At 62.0% G+C, this 17,341-nt stretch carries 15 protein-coding genes and 1 pseudogene; 6 read left to right on the forward strand and 10 right to left on the reverse strand.

The features are described from left to right. The first annotated feature begins 2 nt into the window (after positions 1–2). Positions 3–1,928 carry an AAA family ATPase gene (locus tag RKE40_RS19395; protein ID WP_316019862.1) on the forward strand — a complete coding sequence of 642 codons (1,926 nt, stop codon included), beginning with the start codon at positions 3–5 and terminating at the stop codon, positions 1,926–1,928. Between the two features lie 421 nt (positions 1,929–2,349). Here RKE40_RS19395 and ligD read toward each other — a convergent pair whose 3' ends face one another. From ligD to RKE40_RS19420, 5 genes are all read right to left on the reverse strand, one after another. Continuing rightward, positions 2,350–3,345, reverse strand: coding sequence for a non-homologous end-joining DNA ligase (gene ligD / locus RKE40_RS19400; RefSeq protein ID WP_316019863.1), 996 nt, complete (start codon positions 3,343–3,345; stop codon positions 2,350–2,352). A 65-nt stretch (positions 3,346–3,410) separates the two neighbouring features. Next, complete coding sequence (locus tag RKE40_RS19405; protein WP_316019864.1) at positions 3,411–3,551, reverse strand: hypothetical protein; 141 nt, start codon at positions 3,549–3,551, stop codon at positions 3,411–3,413. A 148-nt stretch (positions 3,552–3,699) separates the two neighbouring features. Next, positions 3,700–4,035, reverse strand: coding sequence for a hypothetical protein (locus tag RKE40_RS19410; protein WP_316019865.1), 336 nt, complete (start codon positions 4,033–4,035; stop codon positions 3,700–3,702). Then, positions 4,032–5,312, reverse strand: a complete 1,281-nt coding sequence (locus tag RKE40_RS19415) for a Y-family DNA polymerase (protein ID WP_316019866.1) — start codon at positions 5,310–5,312, stop codon at positions 4,032–4,034. Before RKE40_RS19415 ends, RKE40_RS19410 begins: the two co-directional genes overlap by 4 nt. After that, entirely contained in the window at positions 5,309–5,731 is a 423-nt protein-coding gene (locus RKE40_RS19420; protein WP_316019867.1) for a LexA family protein, read from the reverse strand. The genes RKE40_RS19415 and RKE40_RS19420 overlap by 4 nt, the downstream gene beginning before the upstream one ends. Before the next feature lie 782 nt (positions 5,732–6,513). On the opposite strand from RKE40_RS19420, the gene RKE40_RS19425 reads away from it, so the two are divergent. From RKE40_RS19425 to RKE40_RS19435, 3 genes are all read left to right on the forward strand, one after another. Next, a complete protein-coding gene (locus RKE40_RS19425) occupies positions 6,514–8,067 on the forward strand; it encodes a site-specific integrase (protein WP_316019868.1) in 1,554 nt (517 codons plus the stop codon). Continuing rightward, entirely contained in the window at positions 8,060–10,102 is a 2,043-nt protein-coding gene (locus RKE40_RS19430; RefSeq protein WP_316019869.1) for a hypothetical protein, read from the forward strand. The genes RKE40_RS19425 and RKE40_RS19430 overlap by 8 nt, the downstream gene beginning before the upstream one ends. 85 nt (positions 10,103–10,187) lie before the next feature. Continuing rightward, complete coding sequence (locus RKE40_RS19435) at positions 10,188–10,550, forward strand: hypothetical protein (RefSeq protein ID WP_316019870.1); 363 nt, start codon at positions 10,188–10,190, stop codon at positions 10,548–10,550. 207 nt (positions 10,551–10,757) lie between these two features. Here the strand turns inward: RKE40_RS19435 and dinB are convergent, their stop codons facing one another. The 4 genes and pseudogenes from dinB to RKE40_RS19455 form a co-directional block, all read right to left on the reverse strand. Next, positions 10,758–11,891 (reverse strand): DNA polymerase IV, encoded by a 1,134-nt coding sequence (dinB, locus tag RKE40_RS19440; RefSeq protein ID WP_316019871.1) that lies wholly within the window; start codon positions 11,889–11,891, stop codon positions 10,758–10,760. Between the two features lie 367 nt (positions 11,892–12,258). Next, on the reverse strand, positions 12,259–13,524 hold the full coding sequence (locus RKE40_RS19445) for a tyrosine-type recombinase/integrase (RefSeq protein ID WP_316019872.1): 1,266 nt from the start codon (positions 13,522–13,524) through the stop codon (positions 12,259–12,261). A 179-nt stretch (positions 13,525–13,703) separates the two neighbouring features. After that, a pseudogene (locus tag RKE40_RS19450) lies at positions 13,704–14,270 on the reverse strand (Y-family DNA polymerase); the annotation flags it as partial. Between the two features lie 14 nt (positions 14,271–14,284). Further along, positions 14,285–14,644, reverse strand: coding sequence for a DUF3572 domain-containing protein (locus tag RKE40_RS19455; RefSeq protein WP_316019873.1), 360 nt, complete (start codon positions 14,642–14,644; stop codon positions 14,285–14,287). Between the two features lie 68 nt (positions 14,645–14,712). Here RKE40_RS19455 and RKE40_RS19460 point away from each other — a divergent pair, with 68 nt between their 5' ends. Then, complete coding sequence (locus tag RKE40_RS19460) at positions 14,713–15,084, forward strand: response regulator (protein ID WP_316019874.1); 372 nt, start codon at positions 14,713–14,715, stop codon at positions 15,082–15,084. An 18-nt stretch (positions 15,085–15,102) separates the two neighbouring features. Beyond that, a complete protein-coding gene (locus RKE40_RS19465) occupies positions 15,103–16,479 on the forward strand; it encodes a PleD family two-component system response regulator (protein WP_316019875.1) in 1,377 nt (458 codons plus the stop codon). A gap of 538 nt (positions 16,480–17,017) precedes the next feature. Here RKE40_RS19465 and RKE40_RS19470 read toward each other — a convergent pair. Then, the gene (locus RKE40_RS19470) at positions 17,018–17,218 is read right to left on the reverse strand and encodes a hypothetical protein (RefSeq protein WP_316019876.1); all 201 of its coding nucleotides are present in this window, start codon (positions 17,216–17,218) and stop codon (positions 17,018–17,020) included. Between the last annotated feature and the right edge of the window lie 123 nt (positions 17,219–17,341).

Genomic DNA, 17,341 nt, shown 5'->3' on the forward strand with positions numbered 1-17,341 from the left:
TCTTGCGGGACCGCGCCAACATTATCCGCAGCGCTGGCCGCCTCTTGGCTTATTGCGCGACGATCCGTGGTTGCCGGCCGTATCTGCGCCGCGGCGGTACCCTCGCACTCGTCCTGATCGTCCCAGACGATGCCGACGTCGAGGACTACCGGCATGCAACCAACTTCGCGTTTTCGAAACCTGATCGGTTCGGCGGCTTCGATTTTGGCGACAACGCGAAGATCGTGGTCGCCCCCGATCACTGGCGAAAGGAGCGAAAAGAGGCCACTCAGGACGACCTTCTGAAGCACGATTGCCTTGTCATTCTTGCGAAAGATGTGGCCGAGGTTCCGAACGCGGTAATGGCGGCAATCGACGACGTGGTGAAGTTGGACCGCCCTCAGGTCCGGCACCTCATGGCGGCCAGTCGCGTCTGCCTTAAGCGGCGGATGAGTGTGGTGCAGGCCGAGGAGCTTGCTGCCATGCCTCTGGATCTCGTCGGTTCGATGCTGTGGCGGACCAGGCCCGTGTCTCAATCTCTAGATTGTATGAGGGAGGTTCTGAAGAACCGCACCCCGGTCAAGGATCGGGAACTCCGCATCGAGAATCTGCATGGCCTAGGCGAGGCCGGGAGCTGGGCGCTTGATCTCGCCCAAGATCTAAATGACTGGCGTGAGGGCAAGATCGGGTGGGAGGACATCGATAAGGGGATTCTAATCAGCGGCCCGACCGGGACCGGCAAGACGACCTTAGCAAAGGCTCTAGCGGCAAGCTGCGGCGTGCATCTCGTTCTAGGGTCACTGGCACGCTGGCAAGCGCACGGCCATCTTGGCGAATATCTCCGGGCGATGAGGGCCGCTTTCGACGAAGCGCGTAAGAACGCGCCGTCCATTATCTTTATCGACGAGGTCGACGCCGCTGGAGACAGGGAGAAATTCAGCAACGAATACAACAGCCAATACCACAATAAGGAGGTGGCAGCTCTCCTTGAATGCATCGATGGCGCCGAACGGCGGGAGGGCGTGATTGTCGTAGGCGCGTGCAATTATCCGGAAAGATTGGATGCCGCTCTCGTTCGGCCTGGACGCCTCGATCGCCATATACGGATTCTACTACCCGATGGTCCGGCTCGCGAGGGCATTATCCGTTGGCATCTGGCTGGGGCTCTACAAAACGACGATCTTTCCGTCACCGTAGGCCGGACCGAAGGCTGGAGCGGCGCTGCCTTGGAGCAACTCGTTCGTGACGCCCGCCGATCGGCCCGTCGGGCTCGACGGATGGTCTCCGTCTCTGATCTCGAGGCAACGCTTCCGCCGACAGTCTCCATTCCCGACGCGATGTTGCGCCGTGCAGCCGTCCATGAGGCCGGTCATGTGGTTGCCGCCGTCGCGTTGGAGAAGCCGTTCGAGTTTGCCGAGATCCGGGCCAAAGAAATTCCGGCTGGCGGGCATCAATCATTGGGGGTTGTCCGGATCGGCAAGACGCCGATCGCCGAGATCACCGTCCAGAGCCTCCTCGACGAGATTTGCTTTCTGCTGGCTGGCATAGCTGCGGAAGAGGCCATCCTGGGCAATCGTTCTATTGGAGCCGGGGGAACTCGCGGAAGCGACCTCCATCTGGCAACCCTGGCTGCGTTGCGGCTCGAAGCGTCATACGGGCTCGGCGACGGGCTGGCTTTCCTGGCGGGTGACGGAGAGCCGGAGCTGCTTCGATTGCTCCATACATCACAAGCCATTCGCGAGAGGGTCGAAATCGTTCTTGCGGAGCAAATGGTTAGGGCGCGCTCACTCGTCGAGGACCACCCCGGCGCGGTGGAGCACGCGGCGGAGGAACTGCTCGAAGGGAAGCGCATCACTGGAGGTGATGCCTGCATTTTCTTCGCAAGCCTCCAGCAGCGGCGAAAGAGGGGCCCAGAGCTTGTCGACTCCAACGCCGCTAGGCGAGGCTGAACAACGGAGCCGCTCGGTCGACGATTTTGGAGGGGCTTTCTCGGGTCGCCGCGCGCTGCGAATGAAGCTTCTTCCCGGAGCCCCCGGACGTCGGCGAGGTGCACGCGTGCGCTTGTGAGATCCCCACCGGCCTGCCTCCGCCGCAGCTTCGAGATTCCTTCATTGCAAAGTGTAAAGAATCGAGTTCGGACGAGCTCTGTTTTGGGGGCATTTTTGACAGAATGACCGACAATTGACCGGGCGCTTGTCGTAAATCTCTATAATGGTCCGGATCTCTCCAAATTTTACCGTTCTGAGTTCCAGTCTTCCGTTCTGAACCAGACCTGATCGATCTGGTCCAAGCGAGGGGAAACGACGAGCTGCCGACCCGCGATCGCCTCCGGCTCGACAGCGTCCGTGCTTGCATGTTCGGTCGCCTAGATCAGCTTCTCTGGCGTGATCGGCAGGTCCCTAACCCGCTGCCGTCATTGGTCCAACCGCGGAATGCGACCTCCGCGGGTAGGATGGGCTGCACCCAGACCATGCCTTTCGTCTTCAGCGGGATCGCGGGCTTCTCAGTCTCAAAGGATTGCAGCAGCTTCCTGAGATCTGAAGCCGTCTTGGTGGTGAACCCCGTACCGACGCTGCCGACATAGGCCAGTCCGTCGCCGCAACGAGCCGCCAGCAGCAAGCGACCGATCCCGCCCAACGCCACCGATGATGGCTCGTAGCCGAGGATGAGGAAGGTCTCGGACTGGACGCACTTGATCTTGAGCCAGTCTCCGCCCCGGCCGGATCGGTAGGGCGCGTCCCGGCGCTTGGCGATGATGCCCTCCAGACCGAGTTCGCAGGCGAGCTTCAGAAAGGCGGCTCCGTCCGCGTCGAGTTCCTCGCTCATCCGGATAGAGGTATGAGGCTTGATCGCCGTCATCAACAGGTCGCGCCGCTCGTCGAGCATGAGCGCGCGCAGGTCGCGGCTGTCGAGATAGAGAAGGTCGAAGGCGTAGAGGATCGCCGCGGCTGCGGACTTCCTCCCACCACGACCACCCAGCGCCCGCTGCAAGGCACCGAAGTCGGATGCCCCGCGCTCATCGAGCACCACCGCCTCGCCGTCGATGATCGCGCTTTCGAAACCCATCTCCAGGGCATCATGAGTGATCGTCGGGAAACGGCTCGTCCAGTCGTGACCACCACGCGTCAGTATGCGTACCTTGCCGCGATCGACGTGGATCGCGAGCCGATAGCCATCCCATTTGACCTCGAACGCCCATTCCAATCCGCCCGGGGCCCTGGGCGCGAGCAGCACCAGGCAGGGTTCGATTCGATCCGGCATCGGGTCGAATTGGAGGGTTGCTTGGCGGCGACTCGGGCGCCGCGTGACGATGGGGCTTTGCGCGACGTGCCCGCCGGCACCGGCTCGCAGCATGCGCCTGGCCATGCCGAACTCCACCCAACTGACTCAACGAAACGCCGAGTCAACGGTGAGCTGACGGTTCCGTTCCGTTACGAGTTCAGCCGCGGTCCGAAGCGCTCCCGGAACGCCTTGGCGTCCTCAAGATCCGGGAAGCTCACCCGCAGCCTTTCGTGCTCCGGCTCCATCAGGATGCGGGCCTGATGCGGAATTTCGCGCTCGATCAGCCACACCCCGATGTCGAACAGGCGCTCGTTGAGCGAGCCGGGATCGAGCGGCAGTCGACCCGATGAGGTCCTTCCGTGCCGACGCGCGTCGTGACGTTCACATGCCGTGTTGACATGGAGGCATCCTGTGACCGGGACCCCGCCACACTCCCATCTAATCCTCGGTCGCGCATTTTTTCAGTGCTCCCGCCCATTCCGCGTAGGGCGTGTTCTTGGCCATGTGGCGGTTCAGATCCGGCGCGCCGTCGTCCCACCAGACGGGGCCGCGCTCTCCCAATGCGACCTTGGCGGCATCGATGCGTTCGCGGGCGAGCCGAAGGTCAGCGCTTCCACGCTTGGCATCCTTGACGGCTCGCCGAGCCTGCATGAGCTCGGCGACGAGGTGATGACGACGTTCTTCCGGGATGGCCGGGTTCGTGGATCGCCACAGGCGGCCCGCGACGACGAAGTAGCGGCCGTCTGGCGTCGTGGGGTGCGCGCGTGAACTCACGCCCGGCCTACCACCGGCACCTCGTCCAGCCTCGTCGTGTATCGCGGCGAGCGCATCTCGAATTTCGTGACCCATGCCTTGCGTTGGCGCGCGATCCCTGCCGCCGCCGGGAAGACAACGCCGCGCCCGTGGCGCTGGTTGCAGGCGTCGAGCGCCGCCATCAGGCGGCCGCTCTTTTCGCGGTCCAGGCCGCCCATAAGGGCGCGCTGCGAATTCTCCAGCGGGACGATGTCCACCGTCATCAGGCCTGCCTTGGCGTAGGCGTAGCCGGGCTTCCAGATCCGTCTCGCGCCCCATTTGGCGGCGCGCACCAGCACCAGCGTGTCGTTGCTCGCCTCCGGGAAATCGACGGTGGTCGAGACCGATCGCGATGGACCCTTGTTGAAGGGCGAGGTGTGGAAGAAGACCGTGACGTGATCGGTGGCGAGGCCATGGCGGCGGAGCTTCTCGCCGAGCCGGGTGGCATGGGCGGCGATGGCCTCCTGCATCATCTCCAGCGTCTCGACGCGTCCGGCGAAAGAGCGGGTGACGGCGCAACCCTTTCGGGTCGGCGCCACCGCCTCGAGGTCGATGCAGGGCTGACCGCGCAACTCATGGATGATGCGTTCGCCGACAACGGTCAGCGTCTTCCTGGCGAGCTTCGGATCGAGCGCGGCGACGTCGGCGGCCGTCTCGCATCCGAAGGCGCCCAGCTTCGCCTGGCTGGCCCGCCCGATGCCCCAGACGTCCTCCAGTGCAACGAGGGGAAGCCACTCGCGCTGGGCCTCGTCGCTGGTCAGGTCGCAGATCCCGCGCAACTGAGGCGTGCTCTTGGCGATCCTGTTGGCGAGCTTCGCCAGGGTCTTCGTCGGCCCGATGCCGACGCAGGTCGGGACGCCGGTCCATGCCGAGACCGTCGAGCGCAGATCCCGGCCGAGTTCTTCGCGCCTCTCCGGAGCGACAGGGGTGAAGTCGAGAAAGCTCTCGTCGATCGAGTAGACCTCGATGTCGGAGGCGAAGGACTGGTAGACGGTGTTCATGCGGCGGCTCATGTCGCCGTAGAGCGTGTAATTCGAGGAGAAGACGACGACCCCCTCGCGCCGGCAGAGCTCACGGATCGAGAACATCGGCGCGCCCATCCTGATCCCGAGCGCCTTGGCCTCGGCCGTCCTCGCCACCGCGCAGCCGTCATTGTTGGACAGTACGATGACAGGCCGCCCCTTCAGCTTCGGGTCGAACACGCGCTCGCACGAGCAGTAAAACGAATTGCCGTCGATTAGGGCGAACGACCGCGTCATCGCCTGAAGCGCCGCACCGTGTTGGTCACGACGCCGAAGATCTCGATATCGGCATCCGGGCCGGGGTCATAGTCGGGATAGCGCCGGTTGCCGAACGCGAGACTTGATCGGCTCCCGGTGGACCTGAATATCTTGACCGACCGCTCGCCATTGACGTCGACCACCACGGCGTCGCCGTCGCGCGGCTTCAAGCTGCGATCGACCGTGATCAACGAGCCGTCGAAGATCCCGACGTCGATGGCGCTGTCGCCCGCGACCGTCATGATGAAGGTGGCCGGCGCGTTCCGGATCAGTTCCCGGGACAGGTCGATCGGCACGTCGAGGTAGTCATCGGCGGGCGAAGGGAAGCCCGCTCGCACCGCCTTCCGGTAGACCGGCAGGAACAGCGGCGGTCCAACAACGGCGGGCGAGATCTGCATTGGAAGTGTCCCTATCAAAAGAACAAAATAGGAACATCTTCTCGCAGCATGTCAAGATGCACGCCGGGGTCCTGCGGCCAATGCATGGCGGGGGTGCCATTTTATGGCGCCTCGAGAAGGATGTCGGCCGACCCATCGACGTCGGTCGGTCCGCCGATCAAGGATTCGCAAGCGGGATCCGGCCGGACGGTCAGCGTGGGCAATCGCCACGAGGAAGAAGGATTGAATCCCTTACTAGAAGGATTCATTCGACGTTGTGCGCGATCTAAGGCAACTATGCATAAGAATTATTGCAGCTAGTCGAGGGTGCGGGGAGGAAGATATAATTTAAGGATTCATCGGGTCATGAGTATAGAGCGTCGTCTGGTCGGCCGAATGTTGACATTAAGCGTGCATTGGGTCACCGCTGATCGCCATCTTTGGTGATGTAACCTTTTTTGTGACGGAGCGGTGTGATGGGGAGGGAGGGAGCGGGAACCTGCGCGATGCCTCGGCCTGAGGTGGATCCCGGCGAGGAGGCATCAACCCGCGAGCCTCCCGGGGCGTGCCATTCGTGTCCGCCATTCGTGTGGGTGGACGATGCGCACCTGCTGGAGCTCAGGCGCGACGAACTGCTCCATCTTGCGAACGAGCGGGGGCGGAAGTGAGAGCCGTCGGTTCGAGTCGCCGCGCCTCGGGCGTAACCGTGTGCCCCGGTGCCCCCCGTATGAATACCGACTGCACCGGGGTCGGATGTGATGCCCGACCAAATGCCGAAGATATCGCTACGCCGAGGTCGCCGCGTGTCTGATCCGACCCCTCACGAGCTAGGTCGCCATGCGAGTTATGATCTTCCGGAGAGCGCGCAAACTCGCGACGGATACCTCTTCCAACCGAGGAAGGATGACTGGCGCATTGTAACCGATACCAAGAGTAGCATTTTCCACTTCGGGGAACTGAACGTTACGAAAGCACTGAAAACCTGTTTCAAGCGTTTTGTTTTGACAAAGCTTCGTGGTGAGAACACATCTTCCGTGAAGCTTTATTATGAATTTGGACAGCGTCTGCTTCGCCATATCTCCAGCTACGATGACCAGGCCGTCGAGGTGTCATCGATCCACCTCATAAACTACCAGGCAGCACTCGCGCCCAATCAACTCTATCGCTCAACTGGCGCGAATGATGTCGTTCGAGCATGGGCGAGACTCGGCTTGCCAGGAGTAAGTCAGCAGGCGTTCGTCACAGCGGCGGAGATGCCAAGGCACAGCCTACCGAAGGGGAGGGCTGTGCGTCTCCGGTGCCCAATACACGGCGCCTACTCCAACCTGGAATTTGATGGATTGAATCGAGCTCTCCATGCCGCTTTCTCAAGCGCAGAAGTGAGCATCGAAAAGTACGCGCTTTGCCTGCTGAGCATGGCGATCACCCCACGTCCTATTCAAATCGCTAGTCTCTTGGTGAAAGATCTGAAGATTAGGCTTGGCGCTTCCGGGAAGGATTACATTCTTTCCGTGCCGAGGGCGAAGCAGCGAGGTGGGGGCTACCGAACTCAGTTCACCGAGAGACCGCTGGTTGAGGAGATCGGTATGGTGATCGAAGCCCAAGCTTCGTTGGTCCGCGAACGAGCACGCAACTCGGGGATGCTCGATCCCGACCAGGCGCCCTTATTTCCAGCCCGACATCCAAGATCGATTCATTTCGAGAGCGATGAAGTACCTGCAAGACCGTCTGCTGCCTCGATCGCGGCGCGCATCAAGGACGTAATGGAGTCGTTGGATGTCAAGTCGGAGCGAACCGGGTGCTCCATCAACGTTACAGCGTCGCGAGCCCGACGGACTGCGGGCACGCGAGCAGCGCAGGACGGGCGATCAGTCGCTGAGATAGCCGCCATTCTCGACCATTCCACGCTGAAGGCGGCGATGCTGTACGTAGAGATGCGTTCAGATTTGATCCGTCAGTTGGATCGGAAAGTTGCGATGCTCCTGGCGCCGATGGCGCAGCGGTTCTCCGGAGTTCTTGCGTTACGAAATGATGACGGGGCGCACGGAATTGAGCGGCGCGTTTTCGGCTCCTTTGGCGAGGATGCCCGTTCCGCGGAAATTGGTGGGTGCGGTAAGCATGGCTTCTGTGGTCTTGGCAAGCCAACGGCTTGCTACACTTGCAGGCTATTTCATCCGTGGCTCGACGGTCCGCACGAGGCAATGCTGGATCACCTCTTGCTGCGGCGAGGCAGAATGGCTGCCGATGGTTCGTTGATCGTCGCAGCCGTTTTGGACGAAACGATTCTTGCGTGCGCTGAAGTAGTTCGCCAGTGCGCTGCTGCTGCCTCTGTGTTGGGAGGCGAATGCCATGGCTGAGATCATAACCTTCGTGCCAAAGGCGAACTTAGACGCCGCAACGAACATGGCGGCGTTCGTCCGCCTTTGCCGCGAGAAACTCACGGTGTTCGGGATCGATCTCGATTATGACGCCGCAATATGGGATGTCTCGAGCCATTATGAGCGGCGAGGCCACCACCATCGCCTTAATCTGAACTTCGTCGAGCATCGACCTAGGGCGGGCGAGCTTGGGGCGCCCATGCCAGAACCATTTGCAATGCAGGTGAAGGCATACGTGCGGTATAACGCGGGGTTGAAGGCCAAGAGTACACCGCCGCAGCACGATGTAATTGCGTTTCGCGCTCTGCTGGACGCCTTCAAGGACATGGCGGTCGAGCCGAATCTCTGTTCGCTGGACACACATATTCTCGACCGCGCTGTGATGCTGGCCAATCAGAGAAATCCCGGAAACTTTGCGGCAGAGATTGGAGTTTGCCTGGCGCGCTTTTCGAGATTCCTCCGAGAAAAACAACTTGCTCTCTACGCGCCCATCGACTGGCGGCATCGGCTAGAGTGGCTGGATAGGACATCTCGGACCAGTAAGATCGCGGCAGAGCGGCGCGAGGCGCTATTGCCTTCGGTTGACGCGCTGCGCGCTCTTCCAGAGGCATTTCGCTTAGCCAGGGAACCACGAGATGTGATCGCTACATCGGTTGTGGCCCTGCTGTCGTGCGCGCCAAGTCGTATCAACGAGATTCTCACGCTGCGATCAGATTGCGTGATCGAACCTCTTACGGAAAATGACGATGGCTGCTTGCTTCGATGGGCGGGATCGAAAGGTCACCCTGATTTCGCGAAGGCGATCCCCGCAGTGATGGCCGATGTCGCCGTTGAAGCGGTTGCTCGGCTCAAAAAGCATACTGACGAGGCGCGCGCAATTTCGTTATGGTACGAGGAAAATCCAGGGAGCGTTTATTTGCAAAGCGAATACGCTCATTTGCGGGGCGCTGATTTAACAACAGATGACATATCTAACATAGTAGGGTGTAGGTATGGTTCAGATTGGGCCAAGATAAATAAGGTTGAAAGGATTGGATCAATTCAGCGCGCGAGAGGTGGCGTTGAGTATATTTATTCTTTTATTGACGTAGAAAGAGCTATTATGGCTCATCTGCCTTCTGGATTCCCGATTCTTGATAAGAAAACGGGGCTTCGATATAGTAATTCAATGATGGTAGTCCGGCGTAATGAATTTGCTCGTCGTCGAGATTTTCGATGGAAATGCATGATTTCAGCCGTTAATTATTATAACATCCAATATGGATTCTACAACGTTGAAGACGGAATTCTCGCGCGACTCGGATTGTCGAGCGCTGATCAACCCATAGTCTTCCAGTCCCATCAGTTGCGGCACTATCTTAACACGATCGCACAGCGAGGAGGCCTCTCGGAGGTTGAAATCGCTGCATGGAGCGGGCGCCGGGACATTCGTCAGAATGCCGCCTACGACCATCGTACCCAAGAGGAAAGGTTGGAACGAAAGCGGCAACGGGACAACGAGTTGGCGGCCATCACCGGCAAGAGGGCTTCCATCAACAAGCCCGTTTCGCCAGCGGAGGTCACCGGTCGCTCGATCCACGGTCACGCGACAGAGCTTGGCTTCTGCGAGCACGACTTTGCCGCTTCTCCCTGCCTGCATTTTATGGAGTGCCTCCATTGCACCAAGCAGGTCTGCGTGAAAGGGGCCGATCCTCGCCATCGCGAAAGGGTGGCTTTTGCCCTGGAGCGCGCGCGCAAGAGCTTGCAGGACGCCGAAGAAGCGCTTTCGAAGGAATACGAGGGAGCGCAGGATTGGGTCGACGCCCACAGGGCAACCATCGACAGGCTCGGGCAACTCGCTGCGATCCTCGACGATCCTGGCACGCCGGACGGCTCGGTCATCCGATTAGCCAAGTCGGGACAATACTCCCTGGTCGAGCAAGCCATGTACGATCACCAGGCAGCGACCGGAGCGCTCCTGCATCTGAAATCGGATATCCGGGGCACGATCTCCGGGCCCGCCAGTGAGCAGTAAGGTTCCGCCTCGCAAGCGCACCGGCAAACGTCGACGCGCTTCGCCAATCAAGCGTCGACGCGCTCCACCGATGACGGCGGAGCGCGTGGAGCGCATCACCGCGATGATCCGCGCTTGGGAGGGGCGTTTGACCTGGGATGCACTTTGCGAGGCGGTCGAGCGGGAGACGAAGGCGGGATATACCCGGCAAGCCCTGAACCGATATGTCGAGATCAAGGCAGCGTATTCGGCGTACAATGACAATCCGACGCCGGGCGACGGGAAGCATCTTAGTGCATCCTCGCGGAAGATACTGAAACTGGAGAGGCGGGTTGCCGAGCTTGAGGCGGTGCGTAGTCTGCTTCTGGAGAAATTCGCGCGGTGGGCGTTCAATGCCAGCACACGCGGCCTGGATGAGGATTTTTTGGATCGACCGCTGTCGCCGATCAATCGAGCGGGAAATCGCTGAGGCGCCGCGCCGCCCCGACCCGTTCGACTGATGGTGTTGCGCGAGGTCTATGTCGTGGCCGAAGGGAAATGGTTGGCGCCGCAGCTTTCGACGGAGACGGGCCCCCTGTTCCCAATAGACGTCGGCTTCATCCGGCCGTTGCGAAACGCGGGCGGTGGGTAGTGCGTCGTCGTCTCTAGGATCGGCGGGAGATCGACCCTCCAGCTTTTACAATCCCAGTGAGAGCTGGCGTTCGCTCGATAGCGGCGGATCATCGCGATCGTTTTGGAGGTTCGACAGTGTCACGCCCAGCAGTCGAACGGCCTTCGGCAGCGGAAACGTTCCTTCGAGGAGAGCTTTTGTCATGGCTCCGAGGTCCTCCCGGCTCCCGACCTCGCGTGGCGTGGACTGGCTTCGCGTGATCTGCTGGAAGTCCGCATATTTCACCTTCAACGTTACGGATCTGCCGCGCACGCCCGTGCGTTCGCAGTGACTCCAGACCTTCTCGATGATCGGGTCGAGGCAGGCTCTCAGTTCATCCATATCGGTGAGATCGCTCGCGAACGTATTCTCCGCCCCGATCGACTTCCTGATCCGGTCGGGCTGTACGGGGCGCTCATCGACACCGCGGGCAATCCAGTAATAATGCTGTCCCGCCTTGCCGAAGTGCTGTTGCAGGAAGTCGGCGGGTTTGGATCTGAGATCGAGGCCTGTGAAGATGCCGAGGCGGTTCATCCTCCGTTCGGTCTTGTCGCCGATGCCATGGAATTTCCCGACCCTGAGGCCCGCGACGAAATCCTGCGCCATCTCGGGGGTGATGACATATTGGCCGTTCGGCTTGTTGATGTCGGAGGCCATCTTGCTCAGGAATTTGTTGGGCCCGATGCCGCCGGATGCCGTCAGATGTGTCTCCTCCCAGATCCGCTTTCTGATTTCCTTCGCGATCCGTGACGCGTACTCGATACCCTTGAGATTCTCGGTGACGTCGAGATAGGCCTCGTCCAGAGAAAGCGGCTCCATTAGAGGAGTGTAATCCAGGAAGATCTCGCGAATCTGGAGCGAGACCTCGCGGTAGACGTCGAACCTGGGTTTGACGAAGATCAGCTCCGGGCACAGGCGCTTCGCCGTGACGGAGGGCATCGCCGAGTGAACGCCGAACCGACGGGATTCGTAGCTGGCCGCCGCGACCACGCCACGCTCTCGCGATCCACCGACGGCAATCGGCCTGCCGCGAAGCTCCGGATGATCCCTTTGCTCGACGCTTGCATAGAAGGCATCCATGTCGATGTGGATGACCTTGCGCTGTCGCGCACCGTCTCGCGTGCCCGGGACGCCATGATCTTCGCAGGCTTCGGGGAGCATCATCCTGAACCAGGCTGATATCGGGAGAGCACCGCGCGCCTCCTCGTTCGCGAAATGTACTCCACCGTTGGACGACCCTCAACCGAGAACGGCCAATATGCCGACGATCGGCTCATGAATGTGCAATGCAGCTCGTCCTTGCCGGGGGACGATCATCGCCGTTTCATGCCGAACCACTAGGTCGACGAACTATCATCGATGCTGATGACGAGAACCGAGGAGGAAAGCGCACGCTCAGGACATCGGGGAGTGGGCTGAGCGGACCACCACCTGCATGCGGGTCGCGGAAGGCCGCCATGTGAAGCCGTCGCCGACCGGCGATAGCGCACGGGCGCGCCGGGATCACACGCCTCACCAGCCGAACCTCCTAATGTTTGGGTTCGTCCTGCAATGCGCGGATCCTGACGCGAATCTCATTGGCATGGGACATGAGGCGACGCTGCATCGCCTTGCTGTGTTCGTCAGCTTGCTTCTTCGTCCGCCGCTTGAGGTACCAGGCCGGCATCGTTGAAGTCGCGCTCCACCCCATGAGCCATGACCGTTCCCGGGCCTCCTCTTCGGGATCCATCCCGATGCTGTCGGCATAAGCGGAAAAATCCTCGTTCCATTGGTGCCGCAGGACGTGGGCGGTAACAGGACCGAGTTCCGGGAACCGTTGCCGGAGCGACGCGAAGATTTCCGAGATGGAGCTGACCGAAAGCGGAGCGCCATCGTCCGCAACGATGAGAAATCCATGCTTGCGAGCCGTTTCGATGCCCTGGCGGGCCTTGAGGTAGTCCTCGCCAAGGCGAACCAGCAACTCGTCGAGTGGCGCAAAGCGTTCAACGGTTTTCGCGTTCGGCTGTCTCCGGCGCTCGTCCCGCTTATCATCGTGACGGCGTTTGATGTCACAGTAGGCTTTACCGCGATCGAAATCCCGAACGTGCAGGCCCAGCAGTTCGCCTCGACGCATCCCCGTACCGAGAAGCCAACGCACGATCAGCGAGTTCCGCACGCGCACGAACGGATCGAGCCACGGGTTCATCGCGCTGTCGGGATCGGTGACCTCCAGCAAGCGGGCGACCTGTGCGGGTTCGAGGCTCATTCGAGCATTGCCGGGTCCGGAAGGGCTACGCTCCTCGATCTGCTCGATCATCTTGAGCAGCCTCAGTTCATATTCATGGGTCCTGACGAGTGTATCGGTGCTTGTCGCGGCACCGAAGACCTTCCGGGACTTTTCGCGCTCGCCCAGCCAGTTCAGATACCGCGTCGCATAATGCAGGCGAACTCGAACCGTCGGATCGCCTACGACCTTCACAGCCTTCTGGGGTGGCAAGGTTCGGATCGGCATCTGGATCGCCATCGAACTGAGCCGTCGAGATTGCCGTCGACGTGACGCCCGAGGCAGCGGCTTGTGCAGCTCGGCGAACGGCTTTGATGCGTCCACGGCGAACGCTTCAAGCTCATCGGTGCTGAAAAAGCTTCCCGCTTTGAACCGCTCGTTCAGATCGATTCGATGCCGTCGGCAGAAGAGGTGCACGAGCATCGCGCTCCGCAGAGCCTGCTCCATGGTAGCTGAGCTGCTCGCTCTGTATCGAGCGACAGACCAGACGGTCGGATCGAAGATCGGAATGCCCGCCTCGTTCAAGAGCATCGGGCATCTTTCCCCGTCACCGAATCTCACCTCTTTGATTCTGAGCCGCTTCGTCTCTCTCGACGTTCCTGATCGCATGGGTACCTAGCCTGCGTGAAGTCGTGTCAATAGGCAATTATCGAAGCTAACGTAGCGGCTTACTAAAAATGGTTGTCAATTCCAGGCCCTATTGTGCCTTAGAACTTGGCATAGGACAGGCCGACCGAGACGGTGATGCCGATCTCGTCCTCGATCCGGCGCTGGAAGCGGGCGAGGGTGAGCGCGGGGCTGGCATGGTGCAGGCGCTCGGTGCCGCCGAGATCGAGGAAGGCCTCGTCGATCGAGAGCGGCTCGACCAGCGGCGTCAATTCCTGCATCAGCCGGCGGACCTGCCGGCCGACCGCGACGTACTTCGCCATGTCCGGCTTGATGACCACGGCTTCCGGGCAGGCCTTGAGCGCCTTGAACATCGGCATGGCCGAGCGCACGCCGGACATGCGGGCGATGTAGCAGCAGGTCGAGACGACGCCGCGCTTGCCGCCGCCGACGATCACCGCCTTGTCGAGCAGGGACGGATCGTCGCGCTTCTCGATCGCGGCGTAGAAGGCGTCGCAGTCGATATGGGCGAGGTGGAGCTCGTCGCGCTCGGCATGGCGGAGCAGTCGCGGCGAACCGCAGGCCGGGCAGCGGCGCAGGGCTGGGGCAGGCGGCGCCTCGCCATGGTCGCGCAGGCAGTCGCGGCAGAGCGCCCGTTGCGTGCCGACCAAGGCGGGCGTGCCGCTCACGGCTCGAAGACTTCGGGCGGACCGGCGAGAATTTCGCGGGCCTGGCCGACGATCTCCGGATTAAGGCCCAGATTTGCTGCAAACTCGAGCAGCAGCGAATCGCTGGCGCAGAGGTGGTCGATAACGCCGAGGAGGAAGCCCGGCTCCTGTGCGGCCGAGCGCAAGGTCGCCGGTCCAAGGCCAGTGGCCGCCAGGAAAGGCTCCAGGCGCTCGGGTTCGGAGGCCAGGAAGGCGAGGGCGCGCAGCGCCAGCGTCTCGGCTTCCTGCAGGTCGATGGGACGGGGCATGGCGATTTGCTCGGTGTGTCTGCGATCGGGTTTGCGTTTCGTCAACGGCTCGCGTGCTAACTTCATCATCGAACGGGGCTGCCGGCTTGGGAAGTCCGGGATATCGGATACCCATGATGCGGCGGACTGGGGGCGGAATGACAAAGACGGTACTGATCGTCGAGGACAATGAGCTCAACATGAAGCTCTTCAACGACCTGTTGGAGGCGCATGGCTATGCGACGCTCAAGACCGCCGACGGCATCGAGGCGATCGAGCTCGCCCGCACGCATCGTCCCGACCTGATCCTGATGGACATCCAGCTGCCGGAAGTCTCCGGGCTGGAGGTGACGAAATGGATCAAGGAGGACGATGCCCTGAAGAGCATCCCGGTGATCGCCGTCACGGCCTTCGCGATGAAGGGCGATGAGGAGCGGATCCGCGATGGCGGCTGCGAGGCCTACATCTCCAAGCCGATCTCGGTGGGCAAATTCCTGGAGACCGTGCGCGCCTATCTCGGCGCGGCCTGAAGGGACGAAGCCTGCGCCATGTCAGCCCGCGTCCTGGTCGTCGATGACGTCGCCACCAATGTGAAGCTGCTCGAGGCCAAGCTCTCGGCCGAGTATTTCGACGTGGTGACGGCGACGAACGGCATCGACGCGCTGGCGATCTGCGAACGCGGCGAAGCCGACATCGTGCTGCTCGACGTGATGATGCCGGTGATGAACGGCTTCGAGGTCTGCCGGCGCCTGAAGACCGGGCCGACCACGGCGCATATCCCGGTGGTGATGGTGACAGCGCTCGACCAGCCGAGCGACCGCCTCAAGGGGCTCGATGCGGGCGCCGACGATTTCCTGACCAAGCCGCTCGACGATACCGCGCTGTTCGCGCGGGTGCGCAGCCTGGTACGGCTGAAGGCGGTGACCGACGAGCTGCGGCAGCGGGCGCTGGCCTCGCGCCGGCTCGGCATTGCCGATCCGCTGGCCGCCGCCGCCGCCGAAACCGGGCTCAACGGCCGCATTCTCCTCATCGAGGACCGGCCGCTGATCGCCGAGCGCCTGACGCAGGCGCTGTCCACCTTCCACTCGATCGAGGTCGAGCCCGACGCCCAGACCGCGCTTGCGCGCGCCGCCGAGGGCGATTTCGAGATCGTGCTCGTCAGCCTCGACCTGCAATCCTATGATGGCTTGCGCCTGTGCAGCCAGCTGCGCTCGCTGGAGAGCACGCGCAATCTCTCGGTGCTGATGCTGGGCGAGGCCGACGATCGCCGCCGCGTGCTGCGCGGCCTCGAGATCGGCGCCCATGACTTCCTCGTCCGGCCGATCGACCGCAACGAATTGCTGGCGCGCGCCCGGACTCTGGTCCGGCGCAAGCGCTTCGCCGAGCGGCTGCGCGACAGCGTGCAGTCCTCGATGGAAATGGCGGTGATGGACCAGCTCACCGGGCTGTACAATCGCCGCTATCTCGATGGCCGCCTGGCGGTACTCTTCGACGAATCCGCGCTTCGGGCCCGGTCCCTGTCGCTGCTCATCCTCGATGTCGACCACTTCAAGGCGGTCAATGACAGCTGGGGGCACGATGCCGGCGACGAGGTGTTGCGCGAGTTCTCCGACCGTGTCCGCGCCTGCACGCGCGGGATCGACCTCGTCGCCCGGATGGGCGGGGAGGAGATCGTCGTCGTCCTTCCCGATACGGCGCTCGAGGCCGCGCGGGCCGTGGCTGAGCGGATCCGCGAGCGGGTCGAGGGCGAGCTGTTCCAGATCCAGGACGGCGCCCGCAGCATCGCCGTGACGGTGTCGATCGGCGTCGCCAGCCGGCGGGCGGGGGATGTCGGCCCGGCGGAGATGATGAAGCGGGCCGACGAGGCGGTTTATCTCGCCAAGGCGGGTGGCCGCAATCGCGTCATCGTTGCTAACGCCGCCTGAGGCTGGCGGTCACGCGAAGCCCGGGGCCGACTCTGACGGCCGCTCCTCGACCAACATGCGCGTGCGCGGATGGAGCGCCGGCGTCGACATGCACGCGGCCGTGAGGACCTGGCCAGCGCTCCGTTGCCAGAAGGACTCGCGAAGATGAGCTGATCGCTGATCGTCGCCCGTACGGTCCTTCCGCAGGTGCTGCGCAAGGTTTTCGTGGGGTAGATCAGGCAAGTTTATGTAAAAATTGAATATTTTGCATTTACCATAGTTTTTACAGTAAATGCCGAGGGTTATCCGGTAAGGTTAAAGGATGATGAAGAATGGTGAATCAACCCTAAACGATTGATTCGCGGGGGCTTCCGCGTAGGGTCGTTTTCAACAGGCGACAGCGACAAGCGGTTGCCCGGAACGCCCCTCGGGAACTCAGGTTCCGCCGCATCTCCTGGGAAACCGGTGGGCTCGGCCGGTCGGTAGCGGGATATCTGGCCTCATCAGATCCGCTATCGGCCGGCCACTGTTTTTCCGAAGCGAGGAGCGGGGCCCGCGTTCAGCGGAAGGCGCGCTCCAGCAGCGCCGGCAGCCAGTAGCCGAGCAGCCCGAACGCTGCCAGCAACCCGAGCAAGATCAGCGCCGCCCTGACGCGGTGCAGCCAGAGGCGCGATTCGTCGACCTCGACGATGAGGCGCAGGAAGCGGCGCAGTGGCCCGATGGCTGGCTGGCGCGGTTCGGCGGGCGATGGGCGGTTCAAGGCGGGGCTCCGGGCGAGAGAGCAGGGCGATGGACGCTCCGCAACTTAGGAACGATGTTGCGAGCGCGCCAGAGGACCCGAGCTGCTTGCGGCGCGCAGGCGCCATTTCGCTCGAATGTGTGC

The sequence above is a fragment of the Allobosea rubneri genome, assembly GCF_032464875.1.
Taxonomy (GTDB): domain Bacteria; phylum Pseudomonadota; class Alphaproteobacteria; order Rhizobiales; family Beijerinckiaceae; genus Allobosea; species Allobosea rubneri.